Below are 17,990 nucleotides of genomic sequence, written 5' to 3' on the forward strand. Positions count from 1 at the left end.
GGGCACTCCCGGGGTGCATCACCCGGGAGTGCCTCCGGCGTCAGGGCGTGTCGTCGCCCTCGACCCGCATGACGCTCGCGACGGCGCGGACGATGTTCAGGTCGCGCAGGTCCTTGATCGTGCCCGACAGGGCGGCGTCGCTGGCCCGGTGGGTCACCAGCACGAGCTGGGCGTCGTCGCCGCGGCCCTCCTGCCGCACCGTCTGGATCGACACGTCGTGCCTGGCGAAGATGTCGGCGACGCGGGCGAGCACACCGGGCTTGTCCGCGACGTCCAGCGACACGTGGTAGCGGGTGACGCTGTCGCCCATCGGGTGGACCTTGAGGTCGGCGTACGTCGACTCCTCCGGCCCGCGGGTGCCGGCGATGCGGTTGCGCGCCACGGCGACGATGTCGCCCAGCACCGCGCTGGCGGTGGGCGCGCCGCCCGCGCCCGCGCCGTAGAACATCAGCCGCCCGGCCGACTCGGCCTCCACGAAGACCGCGTTGTACGCCTCACGCACCCCGGCCAGCGGGTGCGACCTCGGGATCATGGCGGGATGCACGCGGACGCCGACCGACCGGCCGTCGTCGGAGCGGGCGCAGATGGCCAGCAGCTTGATGACGTATCCCATGCCCTTGGCCGAGGCGACGTCGGCCGCGGTGATCTCCGTGATGCCCTCGCGGTGCACGTCGGCGGCCGTCACCCGGCTGTGGAAGGCGATGCCGGCCAGGATCGCCGCCTTCGCCGCGGCGTCGAAGCCCTCGACGTCGGCCGTCGGGTCGGCCTCGGCGTACCCGAGCGCCTGCGCCTCCTCCAGCGCGTCGTTGAACGAGGCGCCGGTGGAGTCCATCTTGTCGAGGATGTAGTTGGTCGTGCCGTTGACGATGCCCAGCACGCGGCGCACCCGGTCGCCGGCCAGCGACTCGCGCAGCGGGCGCAGCAGCGGGATCGCCCCGGCGACGCTCGCCTCGAAGTACAGGTCGGCGCCGTTCTCGCGGGCGGCACGGTGGATCGTCGCGCCGTCCTCGGCGAGCAGCGCCTTGTTGGCGCTCACCACGGACTTGCCGTGCGCCATCGCGGCGAGGATCAGCGACCTGGCGGGCTCGATACCGCCGATCACCTCGACGACGATGTCCACGTCGTCGCGGGTGACCAGGGCCTCCGCGTCCGTCGTGAGCAGCGCGGGGTCCACGTCGGCGTCCCGCTTGCGCCCGAGCCTGCGCACGGCGACGCCGGCCAGCTCCAGCGGCGCGCCGACGCGGGCGGCCAGGTCGTCGGCCTGCTCGTGAAGCAGACGCACGACCTGCGACCCGACGACGCCGCAGCCCAGCAGCGCGACCCTGAGCGCCGGTTTGGCTTTACTCACGACCCCTCCTCGCTTCGCCGCCGGACTGTCCGGAGCGGCCGGTCACAGCTGCCCCCGGAGCAGGTCGTCCTCGGTCTCCCTGCGGATGATGACCCGCGCCTGGCCGTTGGACACCGCGACGACGGCGGGCTTGGGCAGATAGTTGTAGTTGTTGGCCAGCGACCGGCAGTAGGCGCCGGTGCCGGCGACGGCGATCAGGTCGCCGGGGGCCAGGTCGCCCGGCAGGTACAGGTCGCGCACGACCATGTCGCCGCTCTCGCAGTGCTTGCCCACCAGGCGCGACAGCATCGGCGCCGCCTGGCTCACGCGGGAGGCGAGCACGGCCGTGTAATCGGCGCCGTAGAGGGCGGTGCGGATGTTGTCGCTCATGCCGCCGTCGACGCTCACGTACGTGCGCAGGCCCTCCACGTCCTTGACGGTACCGGCCTCGTAGAGGGTGACGCCGGACACTCCGGCGATCGACCGGCCCGGCTCGACCGTGAGCCGGGGCACGGGCAGCCCGGCCGATTCGCACACCTTCGTGACGATCTCCCGCAGGCCGTCCGCGATGACCTTGACGTCCAGAGACTCGTCGCCCACCACGTACGGAATGCCGTACCCGCCGCCGAGGTCCAGTTCCGGGAGCACGACGTCGTGCTCCTCCTTGATCTCGACCAGCAGCCGGGCCAGGCGGCGGGCCGCGACCTCGAAGCCGCCGGTGTCGGTGATCTGCGACCCGATGTGGGAGTGCAGGCCGACCAGTTCGAGCTGCGGCAGCGCGAGGATGCGCCGCACGGCCTCGGCGGCGGCGCCGCTGCTCAGCGACAGGCCGAACTTCTGGTCGTCGTGAGCGGTCGCGATGAACTCGTGGGTGTGCGCCTCGACGCCCACGGTCACCCGGATCATCACCTTCGGCCGCACACCGTGCTTGTCGGCGAGGAAGCCGAGGCGGGCGATCTCCTCGAACGAGTCCACCACGATGTGGCCGACGCCGACCGTGACGGCCTTCTCCAGCTCGGCGAGCGACTTGTTGTTGCCGTGCATCGTGATCCGCTCGGGCGGGAAGCCCACGCTGAGCGCGACGGCGAGCTCACCCGCGCTGCACACGTCGAGGCCGAGGCCCTCCTGGTCGATCCAGCGGGCGACCTCACGGCACAGGAACGCCTTGGCGGCGTAGTGGACCTCGCCGTCGTGGAAGGCGGACCGGTACTCGCGGCAACGTGAGCGGAAGTCCTCCTCGTCGATGACGTACAGAGGCGTGCCGAACTCCTTGGCCAGGTCGCGCACGTCGATTCCGCCGATCGTGACGGCACCGTCGGCCCGGCCGGACGTTCGCGGCCAGATGGCCGGTTCGAGCGCGTTGAGGTCGGCGGGCACGTGCGGCGGACGCTCCTCGGGCAGTCCGGCGGTGACGGCGACGATAGTTGAGGCGGCGTGCAGGTCGCCGGCAGGGTGGGCGAATCGACTCACCCGAACGAGGCTAGCCGACCCTGCGATTCACTCGCGCCCGCTGTTCAACCTGCGAGACGACCCGGAAGGAAGATATTCAGATCCGCAGGTCATCTGCGGCATTGCTTCCGGCGATCAGCAGATTTGGTTCAGATTTTGCCGGGCGGCGCGACGCCGAGCTCCGCCAGCCCTTCGCCGAGCACCCGGCGCACCGCCTCCCCCATCCGCACCCGGGCCGCGTGGACCTCCGACGGCGCCTCGTCGCCCCTGGGAATCGGGGACGCGCGCTCGACGGCCGTGTGGTAGACCTCGGCCAGCCGTTCGAGGTACGCCGCCCACCCCGGATCGCGGCTCTCCCTCCTGCTCGGCAGTTCGGCCAGGACCCGCAGCACGGCCCGGTCGAACGGGCCGTCGAGAAGCTCGGGCCGCGCCGCCGCGTCCACCCGCACGCCGAGGTCACGCGCCCATCGCCGTACGGCTCCCGCCCGCACGTACGCGTAGCGCACGGCGAAACCGGGGTTGTCCCACGTGCGGGGGAAGTCCGGCCACGGCGCCGCGGAGGACGCCGGCGGCGGGGACACGGCGGCCGGCGACCGGCGCACCGCGACCGGGGCGGCGAGGACCTCGTCGACGATCTCTCCCGGCGTGGCGACGCCGATGACGAGGAAGCCGTTCGGCCGGACGTCCACCCGCCGGATCCCGGGCATCGCGCGCAGCCGTACCGCGAGCCGCTCCGCCGCATCGGCCGGGGGCTCCGCCGTGCCCCGCAGCGCAGCGGTGGAGACGAACCGCGCCTCCCGCTCCCACGACCCCTGCGGCACCGGCGGCGCGCCGAGGACGCCGCGCAGCGCCTCCATGATCATGGCGCGGCCGGGCCGTCCTTCGGCACGGCGGTCAGCGTGAGACACCCGGGGACCGCGGCGAACGCCTCGCGCAGGCACGCGGTCAGATCCTCGGACGCGGGTTCGCCCGACAGGGACGTCCAGGACTCCAGAGCGCCGTGCCAGGCCGCGACGAGCAGGTCGAGCACGAGCCTCGCCCGCAGGTCGTCCACACCGCGCAGGTCGAGGCGACGGCGCAGGATCGCGAGCGCCTGACGGGTGGTGCGGTCGCAGAAGTGCAGGCCGTACGCCCCCATCGAGGGGGTCCGGGCGGCAAGCAGCTCGCTGAGCCGGACCTGACGCGCCCAGTCGTCGGCGGTCATCCGTCCGATTGCGGCGAGCAGGCAGTCCTGCACCATCTCGACGACCGGGCGTCTCGCGTCGGGCTCGCACCGCTCCAGCTCGTCGAGGAACGCCGCCCACATGTCCTGCGTAGGCGTCAGCGCGACGTCTTCCTTGCTGACGAAGTTGCGGAAGAAGGTGCGCTTGGAGACTTCCACGGCCGCACACAGGTCGTCGAGGGTCGTCGCCTCGAAACCTCGCTCGCTGAACAGTTCCAGGGCCGCGTCGACCAGCGCCCGGCGGGTGCGCAGCTTCTTGCGCTCACGCAGCGGGAGGTGGTCGGCCGGGACGGCTGTGGTCGTCATCGCGGCCAGTCTAGCCCGGCAGGAAGTGCGCCTTGCTAGCACATGCCACTGAGTGGCATAGTGAGCCGCACTTCCGCCACCGAGTGGCACTTTCCTCACCGAAGGGACGACCCATGCGCGCTCTGCTCGTCGACAGGTCCGCGCCCGCCGGCCTGCGGCTCGGCGAGGCTCCGGACCCCGAGCCCGCCCCGCATCAGGCGCTGGTCCGGGTGACCGCGACCTCGCTCAACTACGGCGAGGTCAGGTTCGGCATCGAGAACGCCCCTGACGGCGCCGTCCCAGGGTGGGACGCGGCCGGGGTGGTCGAACGGGCCGCCGCCGACGGGTCCGGCCCCGCCGTGGGCACGCCCGTGGTGACGCTCGGCTTAGACGGCGCATGGGCGGAGTACCGCGCCGTGGACACTCCCTACATCGGAACGCTTCCCGACAACGCCGACCTCGGCGCGATAAGCACGATTCCGGTGGCCGCCGGCAGCGCGCTGCGCGCCCTGCACCGGCTCGGGCCCATTCTCGGCAGGAGGGTGCTGGTCACCGGCGCCACCGGTGGGGTCGGCAGGTACGCCGTGCAGCTGGCCCGGCTCGGCGGGGCCCACGTGATCGCGTCCACCGGCGACCCCGGGGCGCACGGCGACGGCCTGCGGGCGCTCGGCGCGCACGAGGTGGTGGACCGGCCATCCGCCCTCGGCGAGCCGGTGCACGGCGTGCTCGACATGGTGGGCGGGCCCACCCTCGTGGAGGCGTACGAGAGGCTGGCCGAGGGCGGCACGCTGGTGGCCGTCGGGCACGTGACCGGCGAGGCGGAGACCTTCCCGTTCGGCGCGCTCTCCGGCGACCGGGGTCATGACCGTTCGGTGGTCACGTTCTTCCTGCTCGCCTGCGGGGGGCTCGCTCCCGACCTCACCTGGCTCGCCGGGCAGGTCGCCTCCGGCCGTCTCGACCCGGGGATCTCCTGGCGCGGCGGCTGGGAGAAGGCACAGGAGGCGGTGGCGCTCCTCCTCGGCCGCCGCCTCCACGGCAAGGCCGTGCTCGACCTCGTTTGAGACCGGTGGTCTAGAGCAGGGCGAGGGGCTCGGCCGGGACGTATCCCTCCATGCGCGCCGAACCGAGCAGCGAGCCCTCGGCCGAGTCGCGGACGCAGACATAGGAGTAACGGTCGGCCGAGTAGACCCGCACCCCGTCCGTACGGCACTGCCGCATCAGGACCTCGCCCCACTCCTCCGAGACGTCGGCGAAGCCGAGCTCGGTGAGGACCTGGCGGCGGGCCAGGACGGTGCCCCCGGCCACCTCGGGGAGGAACCGGTGCTCGGCCTCCGGCTGACGCAGCAGCGTCGCGCCGGTCCCCGGCAGGTGGGCGTAGAACGACGCCTTCCCCAGCACCTCGGCGTCGGTGGAGGCGAAGTGGCGGACGAGGTCGGCCAGGTAGTGCTCGCCGTACAGGTCCCTGGCGTCGAGCACGGCCACGTAGTCGCCGTCGGCGAGCCGGAGCGCGCGATCGAGGGCGGCGCCCCGGGTGACCGGCTCCCGTGTCGCGCGTACCACGACGTCGAGGTCCGGGCACGCCTGGCGGACCGTCTTGTCGACCAGGCCCGCGTCCAGGCCGTCCGCCACGATCACGATCTGACCGGGCCGCTCGATCTGACGGGTGACCTGGGCGAGCAGGCGGTCCAGCTCGGCCGGGTCGGAGACGGCGGTGATCGCCGTGATCACGCCGCTGTTGCGTACGCTCGGCACACCAAGGGTGTCGAGGATCGGGTCGAGCAACGGCGTGACGCCGGTGCGGGCCCGCCAGGCGAGATGGGCCTCCCTGGCCAGCCGTCCCGCGTCGGCCATGAGGATCTCGGCCGCCGCGAGGATCTCCTCGCCCTTGGCCCCGGCCCGCACCTGGAGCACCGGGGTGCCGCAGGCCGCGACCTCCCCTATCACCCTCGGCTCGGCGTCGGCGCCGGCGATCACCAGGGCCGGCCGCCGGTAGGCCGTCAGCACGTCGTCGTACGCCGTCTTGTCGTCGCCCTGCCCGGCGAGCGGCTGCCAGGCCGCGCCGCCGGCCGGCGGGGTGACCGCGCCGAGCGTGACGATCTCCCCGGTCCTGCCGCCCTCGGCGGGGATGGGGTTGTGCACACGAGGCTGGATCGCGAGCGGAAGCACGCCGACCCGGTCGTGGCGCAGCGCCGACCGCCACTCGCGGGCGCGGGCCTCCGTGGTGGCCAGCACGTACTCGAAGTGCTCGGCCGCCGGAACGGCCCGCGACACCGCGCCGCCGGAGTGCCAGAAGACCGTCTTGACGCCCCGCTTGTGACAGGCCGCCACCAGGTCGCGCAGCGCCCGCGTCTCCCCTGCCAGCGCCTCCAGCCAGCGCCCGCCGTTGCCCTGCCGGGGGCCGGGCCGTACGGACTCGACGAACAGCACGTGCGGCCGCTGCTGGTCGAGCATGGCCTCCCAGTTGTCCGGGCCGAAGTTGGTCACCAGCCGCCACTCGTACCGCAGCAGCGCCTCGGTCTGCCGGTCCACGATCGCGGCGACCGTCATGTACGGCCGGGCCGTCGGTCCCTTGGGCACCACGAACGACTCGGCGAGCGGCGCGGAGACCTGCGGAGCCTTGGGCTCGGGCGCCGCGGGGGCCGCCTTCACCTCGGGGACGGCGGGGATCTCCGGCTTGAAGTCGGAGCGCTTGGGCGCGGGGCGCTTCCTGACCGGCGCCTTGAGCGTCCTGGCCACCGTGCCGGGCTTCTTGCTGTGGATCGCGTCGCCGAGTTTGGTCCACCGGCTGTCCTGGAGCGAGGCGAGCTTCCAGTTGGCGACCTCGGTCTGGTACTTCTGCTCCGCGAGCTGCTTGGCGAGCTGCGCGTTCTGCCGCTCGACGGTCTTCAGCCGCGCCTCGGCCTCACGCATCTTCGTCAGCGCCTCGGCCTCCGAGCGCGCCACCTCTTCCAGCCGCCGCTGGTAGTCCGTGATCAGCCGGGCCAGCTCCGCCGCGCCGGAGGCCCGCTCCACCGCCTCCGCCAGCGCCTGCCGCAGCGCCGCCGGGTCGCTCCGCTCGGGCTGTCCGGCTGCCGGCTCGCTTACCTCGCTCATAGGGGGTGACTCCGCGGTAGACCTTCAGGACCAGAGTCACAATATTCGCAGAACACCCTGATCGCTCTCAGCCGGAGACCTCAGCTCCTCCGCCTCGCCCGTCACACCGCCCACGACCAAACGACCACCAGACCATCGACCAACCAACCACGGGAGCAGCGACCAAACGACCGGCGACCGTGCGGCCGTTGTTCCACGAGTAGGGTTCGAAATGCCATCCTGAGCTGGTGAAAGGCCCTTCGCAGACCCCGCTCGGCCGGATGGTTCCGCGACGCGTGGAAAGGCCGGCCGCGGATGCTTTGGGCGACACCTGCGTCGTGCTGATCAACGGCGCCCGCCACAGCGGCACGGGCACCCTCGTGCGCCTTCTCGCCAAGAATCTGACGCCTCGGCCGGGCCACAGCGAGCGCCCACGCGTACGCCGGCAGGACCGACCGGCGCGAGTGAACCGATTCGGGCGCAGTGGGCGAGGTCCGCTGGGCCGGGTTCGAATCCGCTGGAAGTGTCGCGGCACCCATGACAATGCGCGAGCAGTCGATTACCGATTCGAAGGACATGGCACTTGCCGTGACTATAACGTCCGTGTTATGAGTTGGGGGAAGGTGGAGCTTGAACCCGAGGTCGACGAGTGGTTCGACTCGCTCAGCCAGGACGACCAGGAGACCGCCGTCTTCTATGTCGATCTGCTGGCCGAGCGCGGCGTGCTTCTCGATGAGCCGTACACCCGGCAATTGTGCGGCAAGCTTCGGGAACTGCGCTTCCACCTCTCCCGGGACGCGGTCCGCATCACCTACTGGATCGCTCCGGGAAGGCGCATCATTCTGCTCACGGTCTTCCGCAAGCAGCGGATGCGGGAGACGACAGAGATCGAGCGAGCTGTGCGGGCCATGCGGCGATGCGTCGCGGAAGCACACACGGCAGACGAGGAGTGATCGACGTGAGCGAGCGCAGCGCATGGTCCGACAAGCGCTCCGAGATCATGAATCGCCCCGGCGCCGGAGCCGCCTACGAGGCCGCTCGCCTCCGCTTCGAGCTCGGCGACGCGGTGCGGCGGCGGCGCGAGGAGCTCGGCCTGACTCAGACGGAGCTGGCAGCTCGCGCAGGCCTCAAACAACCTGCGGTGGCCCGCTTCGAGGCCGGCGGCACCATGCCCACGATTCCCATGCTGGAACGTCTCGCCGAAGCCCTCGAGGTCCGGCTCAGCGTGCAGTTCCAGCCCTTCCGGGAGGCAAGTTAGCCCAGTGCGTGCAGCCGAACGTCGGCGTGACGCATCCAAGGCGCACACGCCCCGGGTCCTTGGTCAACTCGGGCGTGATCACCAACCCGCTGGCCGCCGACTTCGTGGCCGGCATCGTCCTCTCCACCGGCACCCAGACCCTCCCCCGGCCCCCGCCTGCGCGCCACGCCCGTCAGCGCCCTGTGGCAGGTGTGACAACAGCCACGACAGTCGCAAGGCCGGCTCCAAGGGGCCGTCCACATGGAGCTCGGCCGCTGGCTTGCCGCATGGTCCCGTGGCGCCGCTACCGGCCGGGCTAGCAGTATCGCCTCTCGACGTCCCGCTGGAACTCCTCCAGTGAGACCTTCTCCCGCATGCCGTCTAGAACATGGCTCGTTTCGGCGAGCTCCCGCGGCACCTGGTCCTGCAGGAAGGACACCTGGAGCTCAAACCCGTCCGTCAGCCGAGCCGTGGCGAGGACGTTCGACGGAATGGGCAACTTCATCGGCACTTCGAGGGTCTTGAAACCGTTCGCGTCGCCGACTGTTATCTCGCCGCCCTGCTCCACTGCACCGGTCGGCTTCGAGACCTTCCAAATAGGCTTGAGCGTCCTGCGGTCGGCGACGCTGAAAGAGGAGAGTCGCTCGCCGGAGCACAAGGTGACGACGAACCGCAGTCTTCCATCGGCAGCGCGGCCGATCCCCACCGGTCGTGGCAGGTCGTCGCCGAGTCGCGGGACGCACGCCGTCGAGGCGAGCATACAGATCGACGAGACGAGCAGGGCGTAAACGACGCCGCGTCGGCGGGGATCGCGCATTTTGCTTCCCAGTCTCCTAGCAGTGATATGTGTTGCCCTTCGCGTCCGCCTGTCTCTCGTAAATGTTCTGACAGGCATCAGTGGGCTGCGAGAGGTAGTACACGAGGAATGTCGGCCAGAATTTGGTCTGCGAGTAGTAGTAGTTCCACTGGCGCATGTGCTCCGCCTCGTGCCTGATGACAATGGGGCTGAGATCGGCCAGATTCCATTTGTTCAGGAACACCGAACCGATGGTGGTCCCGCCCCGTCCGAAGTGCAGGCCACTGGTGAGTCCGCCGCAGACGGTGAGACCTGTCCCACTGTCCTTCTCACAGGTGCCGCCCCGGCTCTTCGCCCAGTTCTTCACCTCCTTGTTGAACTCCTTCATGCTGATCCACGGAGGCGTGTTCACAAGAAACATGGTGAGCTCCAGCGGAAGTCCCCAGACACTCGCAGCCCTTGCGACGTTGCTCGGGCTACAGGGACGAGAGTCCGCATTGTCACACATCCACTCCCGCCAGTTGCGCCAGTCCGATGCGATCTTTTCCTTGCATGCCTGCGTGCTGAGCTGGGAGTGGCAGTCCTGCAGGGTCTTCAGCATCTTCTTATTGGCGCGCCACGCGCTGGCGAGGCTCTTGGCGGACACGTGGTACTTCTTGCCGGGTTCGCCCGCGCTCGGCAGCGCCATCATCACCTCGAGCCCCTGCATGTCCCCGGCCTCGACCATCGAATCCACGGCCAGCGTGAGGTTCTCCTGGTGTGTGAGCTTCGGTGAATAGCCAATCATGTACAGCTCTTGGGCGCGCGCGCTCATCTGGTAGAAGGGCACGCCCTCCTCTACGGCCTGTCCGGTGGGCATGTACTTGTACCCGAGCCTCTTAATGGCCTCGTCCGACAGCAGCGGCTGATGATAGAAGGCGTATCCGGGAGAATTCACATACTGCTCGAACCACCGCGCATGAGAGTCGGTCTCGTGGCAGGTGTCACCAGAGCATATGAGCCCTGTTCCGCAGGAGAAGCCAGTCAGGCAGACCTCCACCTGCTGATGCCCCGTCGGGTCCATGCGGTCGAGGGGGGCGCCGCCGACATAGGTGTAGCGGTTGGCCTGGACACTGGGGATGGGTTCCAGGTCCCAGGAGTCGCGGCTGGTGAAGGTGCCGGTGCCGGGCTGGTACCAGCGGGCGTGCATGTTCACTTCGCCGGTGTCGGCGTCGGTCCACTCGCTCTGGTAGCCGAGCTGGGGCCGGGTGCCGGTGCTGGTGGTGACCGTGCCGAAGGGGTCGTAGGCGGCGGAGCCGGCCAGACTCGTGGCTCCGGCCGTGAAACCGGCGACGACGTCGCCGTGCCGGTCGGCCATCTGGAACTGGGCCGCGCCGGTGCCGATCTTGGCGGACAGGACGTCGCCGAAGGCGCCCCGGCTGTAGGTCTCCTGTGCCGCTCCGGCTCCGTCGGTGACCGCGACCAGGTCGTTGCTCATGTCGGCGTACACGTACGTGGTCGTGGCGCCTCCCTTGGTGCGGCCGGTCATGCGGTCGAGGGCGTCGTAGGTGTAGTCGGCGTTCCCGTCCCCGACCATCCGGTCGAAGGCGTCGAAGGAGAAGGCCTTGACGGTTCCGTCCTTGGTCGCCGAGGCCAGCGTGCCGCGCGGGGTGTAGGTGTAGTCGACCCCGGCGCCGGAGGTGAGGCGGTTGCGCTCGTCGTAGGTGAAGGTGTCGTTCCCCGCCCGCGTACGGTTGCCCGACGCGTCCCACTCGTAGGTGGTGGTGGTTGAGGACGGGCCGGTCCAGGAGGTGAGCCGCCCGGCGAAGTCGTAGGTGTAGCCGTTGCTGCCCGCGCCCGCCGTGCCGGAGGTGACCTTGGAGGTCAGGCGGTCCTCCTTGTCGTACCCGTAGGTGATGGACGCCAGATCCGCGCCGCCGCCGGTCTTGAGCACGTCGCTGGTCACCCGGTCCAGGGCGTCGTAGCCGTAGGTACGCTGCGACCCGCCGTCGCCGTACGTCGCCGAGGTGAGCCGGTCGGCCTTGTCGTAGCCGTAGCTGACCGTCACGCCGGTGAGCGGGTCGACGGTGGTCTTCAGCCGGTCCTTGCCGTCCCAGGTGAAGGTCGTGGTGCCCGCGGTGTCACCGCGCTGCACCAGGCGGTCGTTGGCGTCGTAGGCGAAGGCCGCCTGGTCCACACCGCCCTTCGTGGTCTTGAGGAGCTGGCCTCGGTCGTTGACGGTGAAGGCGAGGTCGCCTGCCGAGACAGTGTGTCCGGCCAGGTCGTAGCCGAAGGTCTTCGGCGCGGCCGGGGCGGCGCCGCCGCCGCTGCCGGCCTGCTGGGTCAGCCGGTTGAGGTTGTCGAAGGTGTTGGTGATGACGACCCCGCCCGGCTGGAGCTGCCGCACCGGATTGCCCGCCGCGTCGTAGCTCGTGGTCCAGGTGCGGTCGGCCACATTGGGGTGCTGGGCCGTGGACGGCTCGATCACCGACTCCACCAGCCCCAGGCTGTTGTAGGTGGTGACGGTGGCGTTGCCCCGACCGTCGGTGTACCGGGTTCGGGCGCCCGCCGCGTCGTAACCGAACGACGTGGTGATCGAGTCGTCAGCGCTCACCGGCTCGACCATTCGTGTGATCCTGCCGAGCGCGTCGAAGGCGTAGGTGAGAGCGTGGCCCTCGGCGTCGGTACGGCTGGTCGGATTGCCGTCGAGGTCGTAGCCGATCGCGCGGGTGCGCACGGTCACGCCGGTGGAGTCCAGGTTCTCGACGGTGGTGGGACGTCCGGCCAGGTCGTAGACGATGCCACTGGCCTTGCCCAGCGGGTCGGTGATCTTGGTCTGCCGTCCCGCCAGGTCGAAGCCGAAGGTCGTCGTGTCGCCCAGTGGGTCGGTCAGCTCCGTGAGCTCACCGGCGGGGTTGACGGTCGCGGTGGTGGTGTCACCCCCGGGCCGCTTCTCGGTGAGAAGGTTGCCCGCGTCGTCATAGGTCGAGTACGAGGTCAGCGTGGCCGTGGTGGGCTTGCGCTCGATGACGGTCGAGGTGATCTGGCGGCCGAGATCGTCGTAGGTCGCCTCCTTGCGCGCACCGGTCGGGTCGGTGACCGACAGCAGCTCGCCGTTCAACGTGTAGGTGTAGTCCGTGTGTCCCGGGGTCGCGCCGCCGGCGGCGGGCGGCTGGATCACCCGGACCAACCGGTCGAGCGCGTCGTAGCTGTTGGTGGTGACGTTGCCCCGTGGATCGGTGATCGTGGTCAGCCTGCCGGCGGCGTCGTAGGCATACGTGGTGACCGGCGTGATCGCCGTGCCGCCGGGCGGGGTGTACGACGGGGACTTCTGCGAGGTCCGCTGTCCTGCCCGGTCGTATTCGGCCGAGCTGGCCCGGCCCTCGGGGTCGAGGACGTCGGTCTGCTCACCGGCGGTGTTGTAGCCGTACCGGACGACGGGCCGCTGGTCGGCGGGGGACCCGCCTCCACGCTCGACCGCGACCGGCGGCTGCTTAGTCTCGACGAGCCGGCCGACGGCGTCGTACCGGTTGAGCGTCGTGTAGTCGAGACGGTCGGCGCCGGACGCGTTGCCGCGCGGCGAGGTGACCTCGGTGGGCAGTCCCCGGTCGTCGTACTTCCAGCTGGTGATCAGGTCGGTCTCGCCGTTCTCGACGATCTGCTTGATCCTGCGGTTGGCGTCGTCGAACTCCGCCCTCGCTTCTTCCGTCCGTGAGGTGCCCGCCGCGGTCTTGGTCGTGGAGATGACGTTGCCGTTGGCGTCGTACCCGTAGCTGGTCCTGCGCCCGAGACCGCCGGGATCCAGCGTCTGGGAGGTGAGCAGGTTGGCGGCGTCGTAGACGTAGTCGGTCCGCGTCTTCCCGCCACCGGTGACCGTCTTGCGGGGGTTGCCCGCCCAGTCGTACTCGTACGAGGCGAGCACGACGTCGCGTGGCGTGGTGGAGCCGTTGAGACGGGCGTCGTCGGCGATCTTCTGGGACACGAGGTCGTCGTCCCAGTAGGTGTACCGAGTCGTGCGGCCCATCGCGTCGGTCTCCGAGGCCAGCCGGCCTCCGGGGTCGTAGGCGTAGGACGTCAGGACCACGTCGGTCGCCGGCTGCGGGGCGGCCGGGCTGCCCGTCCAGTTCTTGACGGTGACCGTGGCCTTCTCACCGCGCGGGGTGTAGCCGAACTGCAGCAGGGTGCCGGCCGGGCTGGTCGCGGAGACCAGCGCGCCGGTGGCGTCGAAGGAGTACTCGGTGATGCCGCCCTCGGGGCCGGTCATGGTCTTGACCCGGCCCAGGGTGTCGTACGTGTAGGTGGTGACGCGGTCGGGATCGGATGCGGTGAGGTCGTCCAGCGTGGAGGTGAGGACGTTGCCGTCCACGTCGTAGGCGGTGCGGACCTCGGCGGTATGCGTGGCGGAGGTCACCTCGTTGGCGACGCCGGGACCGGTCGCCTTCACGACGCGGCCCAGACCGTCGTAGGCGTAGCTGGTCGTCACCCCGTCGGGCTCGGCCGCCGGCACGACGGTCTGGCTGGTCTTGCGGCCGAGCGCGTCGTAGCCGAAGCGGGTGACCAGGCCCGCCGCGTCCGTGGTCTCGGCGAGGTCGCCGTTGGACCTGTAGCGGTAGGTGGTCTCGGCGCCGTTCGGCTTCTTCTCGCTCTTCAACAGGCCCGCCGGGGTCGTGCCGCCGCCTTCCGCTTGCTCGGTGCCGTCGGTGTAGGCCCAGTGGACGGACCGCCCGGAGGGGAATCCCTCGGTGGCCGGCCCGGTCTGCTCGACCCTGTCGCCGTGCTCGTCGTACTCGATCGTGGTGAGGTAGGTGTCGTCGTCCTCGTCCGAGGATCTGCGGTCCCGGTATTCGACGACCTGGTCGTTGCGGGGGTCGAAGAGGTCGTCGGCGTCGACGTGGTACGCGAGGTACTCCGTGCCGCAGGATCCGCTCGTCCGGCAGGTGGTCTTCGCCAGCAGGTTCCCGCGGGCGTCGTTGGCGAACTGCGAGGCGACGCCGTTGCGGTCGGTGACCTTCGCGACGAAACCGCCGGTGTCGTACTCGTATCTGGCCGTCTTGCCGAGCTGGTCGGTCCAGGAGACGAGGCGGTCGTCACGTGAGGCGTCGTTGACGTACGTCAGGGTGCCGTTGCGCGGGTCGGTGACGGTGATCGTGGCCAGGGACGCGCCCGTGGAGTCCTTGGTGTACGCGGCGGACGACAGCTTCCACAGGCCGCCGTTCGCGTCGGTGTGGGTCAGCAGACGGCCGCCGTCGGCGGCGTAGGTGTTCACCGCCGCGACGCGGCCCGACACCTTGGTGATCTTCGTGAGCTGGTGCCGGACCTGCCGGGTGCGGTAGTGGTTGAGGATCTGCTCCCGGCGCAGCGGCTTGTTGTAGACGGCGACCTCGTCGATCGAGCCGGCGAAGGGGAAGGCCCGGCTGGAGCTCACGGTGCCCGGCCAACTGGAGGAGCCGAAACCGTACCCGATCCGGGCGTCCCACTGGCCCAGGTGCGTGATCTGCTGGGAGAGGCTGCCCACCTCCTGGCCGTCCAGATAGAGCGTCTGGCTGGTCCTGGCGCCCGACAGCGCCACGTGGTGCCAGTTTCCGTCGTTGACGGCCGTGGCGGAGGTGATCGGCGCGACGGTCCCGGTCCACAACTGACCGCGCAGCTTCCCGTCGGTGCCCACGTAGACCGCCGGTGTGTACACGCTGGGCGCGTCGGTGGCGGAGTTCTGGTAGCCGAAGACGGTGCCCGAACCGGTGGTCTTGAACCACGCTTCGATCGTGGTCTCGCCGCCGAGCCCGTTGATCACGCCGGGCGGCAGGGAGACGTACGCGGAACCGGTCGTGCCCTTGAAGGTCATCGCGGTGTCGGACGAGCCGCCGAGCGGCGCGGGGGCGCCGCCGATGGCGTCCGCGGTGCTCCCGGCGATCCTTCCGTTGCCGAGACCGGAGATCGAGCTCATCACGTTCGTGATCGCACTGCCGATGCCGGTGGCGCTCTCGTTCAGCCGCCAGTAGCCCAGGGGTTTGGCGTCGATGACGGCACTGCGGTACTGGGAGGGGTCGCCGTACTCGTAGCGGGCGCAGGCGCCGCCGGACGACGGCGGGCAGACCCTGACGAGGTGGTCCCCGTCATAGGCATAGGTCCAGGTGATGGGAGCGCCGTCCACCGGGTCGCTGGCCACGGCGGTCACATGGGCGCCGCTCCAGGTGAAGGTCAGCGAGCGCCCGCCCGCCCCGGTGACCTTGGCCAACTTCCCGCCCGTGCCGTACTGCAGGGTCTGCGTGCGGCCCCGGCTGTCGGTGACCTTGACCAGCCGGCCCGCGGAGTCGAACCAGTAGGAGGTGGACTCCTTGTCCATCAGCCGCCAGCCGCCCCCGCTCTGCGTGGCGAGGGTGGCATAGGTGCCCGCCGGAGACGCGTAGGTGCCGTCGCCCTTGGCCGCGAACCGCCACTGCCGCCCGTCGGGATAGGTGACCAGCACGGTGGACCTGAGCGGCTCGTTCTCCAGCCGGGTGTCCCAGCGCGTGGTCCAGCCCGCTCCGAACGCTCCGTCGGTGCGCGGGTCGAGGCTGTTGTAGGTGCGCACCACCGACAGCGGCGGCCCCACCGCGGCGACCGTGAGATCGGTCTCGGTATGGGTGTAGTTGCCGGTCACGTGGTTGAACTCACGGCCGTCCGTGCCCGCGGCCAGCAGGGCGTTGATCGAGTCCTGCTCCGGAACCGCGGTGAAGCTGCGCCAGGACGACGTCGCCGTCGCCGCGCTGGTCGCCGCCTGCGCGTACCACCAGTAGGTCTTGCCCCACTGCAGCTTGCCGGATGGGACCGTCCACGCGCCCTTGACCCAGGTCGACGACTCGCACCAGGTCCAGTCGTCCTTGGGGCCCGCGCAGACCTGGTACCAGTACGACGTCGCCGCCTCGCCGGGCGCCTGCGCGTACGCGGACAGTGCCGGCGTGAGCGAACCGACCTGCGTGTTGTCCGCCGGGGTGAACTGCTGGAAGGTCACGGTGTCCAGCGGCATGGCGGTCACCCGCGCGGTCTGCCACGCCGACCACGCGGAGTAGGCCGAGCCGTCGTTGGCGCGGGCCCGGTACTGGATCGTCTGCCCGTCGGAGAGCTTCCCCGAGGGGACGGCCACCGTCGCCTTGCCCCCGGCGGCGACCCCGCTGGCGGTGCCGCTCCACACCAGGGAGCTGCCCACCTGCACCTGGAACTCCCCGCTGAGGCTGCCGCCGTCCGCGTCCGACAGCACGGCCGACAACACCGGCGTCAGCGAGGTCACCACCCCGCCCGTCTCCGCCGTCACAGTGGGAGCGATCTGCGGGGCCGCCACCGTGGGCGCGGTGTTCGGCGGCTGGTAGGTGATGGTCAGGACGGGCTTTTTGGACGATTCGGTGGAGGCGAAGGTCCGCGTCTGGCTGCTGGTCCCCTCCGGGCCGGTGAGCCGCACCCCATAGTTGCCATAACCGGCGACCCAATCCTGCGCCATGCCGGTGACGTTCCATTTCATCGCCCTGGGGCTGGAACTGCTGCATGACGAGGAGACGTTCGTCCCGGAAATCTCCGACCAGTCGACCTCCGGCTGGTCGTACCAGGCGATGTCCGACCACCACGACTCCGTCACCATGGCGGCCTTCACGGAAACGCTGCTGCACGCGTTGGAGCTGGAATTCCACAACTGCATCTCGGCGGCGGTCACCGTGGCGCCCTCGGGTACGGACGACAGGTCGAAACGCAGAAACGCCCGGTCCCGCACATAGCTGGTGGGAATTTCATACGTGTTGGCGCTCGTCCCGACCCAGAGCGAGGAGGAGGAGGGATGACCGGACCCGAGCTGGTAGCTGCCGTTCTGGTATTCGGTGGTCTCCACGTACGTGTCCGTGCTGACGGGAGCGGTGATCTGCGTGGTCAGCGTCCCGTTGCTGTTGGCGTAGGTCCGGGAGTTCTCGGTGGTCGCGCTCTCCACGAGCACCTGGGCCTTGGTGCGCCGTGCCGTCGCCAGCGCCGCGACGACCTCCGTCTTCTCCGTGTCCCGCGCCGCCCCCGCGGCCGGGGCCGGCGACGGTCTCAGCGCCGCGGGCAACGGCGGAGGAGAGGCGAGACCACCCTCGGCCGGCTCGCCGGACGTCTTGCGCCGCTGCTCGACCGGCAGGCTGCCCTTCGGACGCTCGGTCGTCTTCCGCGCCGGCAGGTCACCCGCCCGCGTGGCGGCGCTGTCGACCAGGTGCGGCAGACCGCCGGCCGTCCCCGTCAACTGCTGTGGAGCCTCGCCGTTCGGCAGGTCGACCGAGACGAGAGGCGGGCCGCTTTGCGCGGCCGCCGACGTGATACCCGCGGAAATGAAATCGGATAACAACGCCACCTGAATCGTCACGGTAATCCGGACAAACAGGCGCGCGAAATCGCGCCCAAGACGGCTACGCCGCATGGCTCGTCACACTCCAGAGGCAATCGCACGGACGGGGGTGAAAACGCCCTCTCCCGGCGACACCTTCGTCACGTTCAGAGCGCGGTGGAGCAGCCCCGCAAAAAAGCATTCACAGGCAAATATCAGCAAACGCTCAGAAACGTATATCAGCGCCAAGCGAGGCCTCAAGAGGTGATCATCTATATTTCGCCTAGATATGGGCTTGCATGC

General features: G+C 70.2%; 10 protein-coding genes. 3 read left to right on the top strand and 7 right to left on the bottom strand.

All coding sequences use genetic code 11. The features are described 5' to 3' along the window. Positions 1 to 40 precede the first annotated feature (40 nt). The 4 genes from ACWEQG_RS25700 to ACWEQG_RS25715 form a co-directional block, all read right to left on the bottom strand. Positions 41 to 1,348, bottom strand: a complete 1,308-nt coding sequence (locus ACWEQG_RS25700; protein WP_363469059.1) for a homoserine dehydrogenase — start codon at positions 1,346 to 1,348, stop codon at positions 41 to 43. Between the two features lie 42 nt (positions 1,349 to 1,390). Continuing rightward, entirely contained in the window at positions 1,391 to 2,797 is a 1,407-nt protein-coding gene (lysA, locus tag ACWEQG_RS25705) for a diaminopimelate decarboxylase (RefSeq protein ID WP_452288407.1), read from the bottom strand. Between the two features lie 128 nt (positions 2,798 to 2,925). After that, a complete protein-coding gene (locus ACWEQG_RS25710; protein WP_452288409.1) occupies positions 2,926 to 3,639 on the bottom strand; it encodes an anticodon-binding protein in 714 nt (237 codons plus the stop codon). Beyond that, positions 3,636 to 4,304 (bottom strand): TetR/AcrR family transcriptional regulator, encoded by a 669-nt coding sequence (locus ACWEQG_RS25715; protein WP_452288411.1) that lies wholly within the window; start codon positions 4,302 to 4,304, stop codon positions 3,636 to 3,638. The genes ACWEQG_RS25710 and ACWEQG_RS25715 overlap by 4 nt, the downstream gene beginning before the upstream one ends. Positions 4,305 to 4,417: 113 nt before the next feature. Here ACWEQG_RS25715 and ACWEQG_RS25720 point away from each other — a divergent pair, with 113 nt between their 5' ends. Then, positions 4,418 to 5,344, top strand: coding sequence for a zinc-binding dehydrogenase (locus ACWEQG_RS25720; protein WP_452288413.1), 927 nt, complete (start codon positions 4,418 to 4,420; stop codon positions 5,342 to 5,344). A gap of 10 nt (positions 5,345 to 5,354) precedes the next feature. On the opposite strand, the gene ACWEQG_RS25725 is transcribed toward ACWEQG_RS25720, so the two are convergent. Continuing rightward, positions 5,355 to 7,376, bottom strand: a complete 2,022-nt coding sequence (locus ACWEQG_RS25725; protein WP_452288415.1) for a glycosyltransferase — start codon at positions 7,374 to 7,376, stop codon at positions 5,355 to 5,357. 587 nt (positions 7,377 to 7,963) lie between these two features. On the opposite strand from ACWEQG_RS25725, the gene ACWEQG_RS25730 reads away from it, so the two are divergent. Continuing rightward, positions 7,964 to 8,308 (top strand): type II toxin-antitoxin system RelE/ParE family toxin, encoded by a 345-nt coding sequence (locus ACWEQG_RS25730; protein WP_452288417.1) that lies wholly within the window; start codon positions 7,964 to 7,966, stop codon positions 8,306 to 8,308. Between the two features lie 5 nt (positions 8,309 to 8,313). After that, complete coding sequence (locus ACWEQG_RS25735) at positions 8,314 to 8,613, top strand: helix-turn-helix domain-containing protein (protein WP_452288419.1); 300 nt, start codon at positions 8,314 to 8,316, stop codon at positions 8,611 to 8,613. Positions 8,614 to 8,908: 295 nt separating this feature from the next. Here the strand turns inward: ACWEQG_RS25735 and ACWEQG_RS25740 are convergent, their stop codons facing one another. Together ACWEQG_RS25740 and ACWEQG_RS25745 are read right to left on the bottom strand one after the other, a co-directional pair. After that, entirely contained in the window at positions 8,909 to 9,409 is a 501-nt protein-coding gene (locus ACWEQG_RS25740) for a hypothetical protein (protein ID WP_452288421.1), read from the bottom strand. A gap of 16 nt (positions 9,410 to 9,425) precedes the next feature. Continuing rightward, on the bottom strand, positions 9,426 to 17,606 hold the full coding sequence (locus ACWEQG_RS25745) for a DNRLRE domain-containing protein (RefSeq protein WP_452288423.1): 8,181 nt from the start codon (positions 17,604 to 17,606) through the stop codon (positions 9,426 to 9,428). Between the last annotated feature and the right edge of the window lie 384 nt (positions 17,607 to 17,990).

Source organism: Microbispora sp. NPDC004025 (assembly GCF_053604425.1).

What these genes read in the sequence shown, in the direction of transcription:
- ACWEQG_RS25710 (WP_452288409.1), bottom strand. Translation starts at nt 3,639, where the DNA reads ATGATCATGGAGGCGCTGCGCGGCGTCCTCGGCGCGCCGCCGGTGCCG.
- ACWEQG_RS25740 (WP_452288421.1), bottom strand. Translation starts at nt 9,409, where the DNA reads ATGCGCGATCCCCGCCGACGCGGCGTCGTTTACGCCCTGCTCGTCTCG.
- ACWEQG_RS25725 (WP_452288415.1), bottom strand. Translation starts at nt 7,376, where the DNA reads ATGAGCGAGGTAAGCGAGCCGGCAGCCGGACAGCCCGAGCGGAGCGAC.
- ACWEQG_RS25715 (WP_452288411.1), bottom strand. Translation starts at nt 4,304, where the DNA reads ATGACGACCACAGCCGTCCCGGCCGACCACCTCCCGCTGCGTGAGCGC.
- ACWEQG_RS25730 (WP_452288417.1), top strand. Translation starts at nt 7,964, where the DNA reads ATGAGTTGGGGGAAGGTGGAGCTTGAACCCGAGGTCGACGAGTGGTTC.
- ACWEQG_RS25720 (WP_452288413.1), top strand. Translation starts at nt 4,418, where the DNA reads ATGCGCGCTCTGCTCGTCGACAGGTCCGCGCCCGCCGGCCTGCGGCTC.